A 1,855-nucleotide genomic window follows, 5' to 3' on the forward strand; every position below is an offset into this window, starting at 1 on the left:
GTTCAAGGAACAGACCAATCTGACGCCCAATGTCTACTGGAACACGCTGCGCATGGAGGAAGCGGTGCGGCAGCTGCAATGGTCGCAGGAACCGCTGATCTCCGTCGCCTGCAATCTCGGCTTCACCACGCAGGGCAATTTCTCGCGCTTTTTCCGCGACCATGTCGGCGTGCCGCCGACGCTCTACCGCGAGGCCGCGCGGGCGATCGCCTGAACCAGCCGCCCTTTTTCAGACTCCCCGCCCTTTTTCAGACTCCTTGATAGGCGCTCAAGACGCATTGATAAGCGTCGCTGAAATGGCCGCCCTACCCTTGCACCGGATCGCTTTTGCAAGGGAACATTTTGAATGGCCAAAGTCACCATCTCCAGCGTCATCGACGCGCCGGTCGAAAAGGTCTGGGCGCGCATACGCGACTTCAACGGGCTGCCGGGCTGGCATCCGCGCATGGTGGAAAGCCACATTGAAGACGGCAAGGATGCCACCACAATCGGCTGCGTGCGCAATTTCCAGCTCGCCAGCGGCGCCCGCCTACGCGAAAAGCTGCTCGACTTCTCCGATCAGAATTTCCTGGTCAGCTACTCCATCCTCGAGACGCCGCAGCCGCTGACCAACCACAAGGCGACCCTGCAGCTGCGGCGCGTCACCGATGGCGACCGCACCTACGCCGAATGGACCGCTAGCTTCGACGCCGCGCCTGAGGAGGCAGACAAGCTGGCCGAGGGCATGGGCGCCAATGTCTTTCAGGGCGGCTTCGACGCCCTGAAAAGCCATTTCGCCGGCCAGAGCTGACAGGAGCCAGACCATGGCGCTGGCACTGCAGACTTTTGCAACGGTGAAAGACGCGAACGCGGCACTGAAGGCGGCCGGCACCCGCTATCTCGGTGGCGGCACGCTGGTCGTCCGCGCGGCCAATGAAGGCGACGTTTCGGTTTCCGGCCTTATCAGGTCGACCGAGCCGTCCCTGTCCACCATCGCCGTTGCCGGCGATAAAGTCTGCATCGGCGCTTCGGTGACCATGGCGGCGATCGCCGGCCATCCGGGGCTCGGCACGCTCGCCAAGGCCGCCCGTGCCGTCGGAGGCCCGGCCATCCGCAACATGGCGACCGTCGGCGGCAATCTTTTTGCCCCGAGCCCGTATGGCGATTTCGCTGTTGCCCTGCTGGCGCTCGATGCGACGGTCAGCACCGATGACGGTGAAACGCCGATCGAGACTTTTCTGGCCAATCGGGGCGGCAGCCGCGTCGTCGTCACTTCCGTGAGCTTCACGCTTCCGAAGGCCGACAGTTTCCGCTTCCTGAAAGTGTCGAGGGTCAAGCCCAAGGGCGTCTCCGTGCTCAGCATAGCCGGTGCTCTGGAACTGTCGTCGGATGGCTCGGTGACCTCGGCGCGGATCGCACTCGGCTGCATGGCGGATCGGCCCATGCGCGCCAGGGCGGCGGAAAAAGCGCTGATCGGCCGAACGCTAACCGCTGACGGCATCGCGCCGGCCTTGGCCGCGGCCGGTGATGGCACCTCGCCCATCACCGACCCGATCGCCAGCGCCTGGTATCGCGCCGAAGTCCTGCCGGTTCATCTCGGGCGGTTGCTGCTCGCATAATATTTGTTCGGGGGCGCGCGTCTGTCCGCTGGTTCGGGCAGGCGCGCTGGGAGGAAAACATGGCAAAGGTTCCGGTTCAATTCACGCTCAACGGCTCGGAAAAGGCCGAATTCATCGACAGCGGCACGACGCTGCTTCAGGCGCTGCGCGACAAGATCGGCGACACCTCGCCGAAGGGCGGCTGTCATCAGGGCACCTGCCTCGCCCGTTCTGTCATCCTAGACGGCGAACTCCGGCCTTCCTGCCTGACGTTGGTC

General features: G+C 64.2%; 3 protein-coding genes and 1 pseudogene. All 4 read left to right on the plus strand.

The genetic code is table 11. The annotated features are described in order from the left end of the window. Positions 1–214 (plus strand): AraC family transcriptional regulator (locus tag EOA22_RS32060; protein WP_164756129.1); only part of this gene is annotated, 214 nt, incomplete at its 5' end. Positions 215–346: 132 nt separating this feature from the next. After that, entirely contained in the window at positions 347–790 is a 444-nt protein-coding gene (locus EOA22_RS32065; RefSeq protein WP_063168521.1) for an SRPBCC family protein, read from the plus strand. Positions 791–803: 13 nt separating this feature from the next. After that, positions 804–1,598, plus strand: a complete 795-nt coding sequence (locus EOA22_RS32070; protein WP_063168522.1) for an FAD binding domain-containing protein — start codon at positions 804–806, stop codon at positions 1,596–1,598. Between the two features lie 59 nt (positions 1,599–1,657). Further along, positions 1,658–1,855: pseudogene (locus EOA22_RS32075) on the plus strand ((2Fe-2S)-binding protein); the annotation flags it as partial.

The sequence above is a fragment of the Mesorhizobium sp. M7A.F.Ca.US.014.04.1.1 genome, from assembly GCF_003998745.1.
GTDB classification, from domain to species: domain Bacteria; phylum Pseudomonadota; class Alphaproteobacteria; order Rhizobiales; family Rhizobiaceae; genus Mesorhizobium; species Mesorhizobium ciceri.

What these genes read in the sequence shown, in the direction of transcription:
- EOA22_RS32065 (WP_063168521.1), top strand. Translation starts at nt 347, where the DNA reads ATGGCCAAAGTCACCATCTCCAGCGTCATCGACGCGCCGGTCGAAAAG.
- EOA22_RS32070 (WP_063168522.1), top strand. Translation starts at nt 804, where the DNA reads ATGGCGCTGGCACTGCAGACTTTTGCAACGGTGAAAGACGCGAACGCG.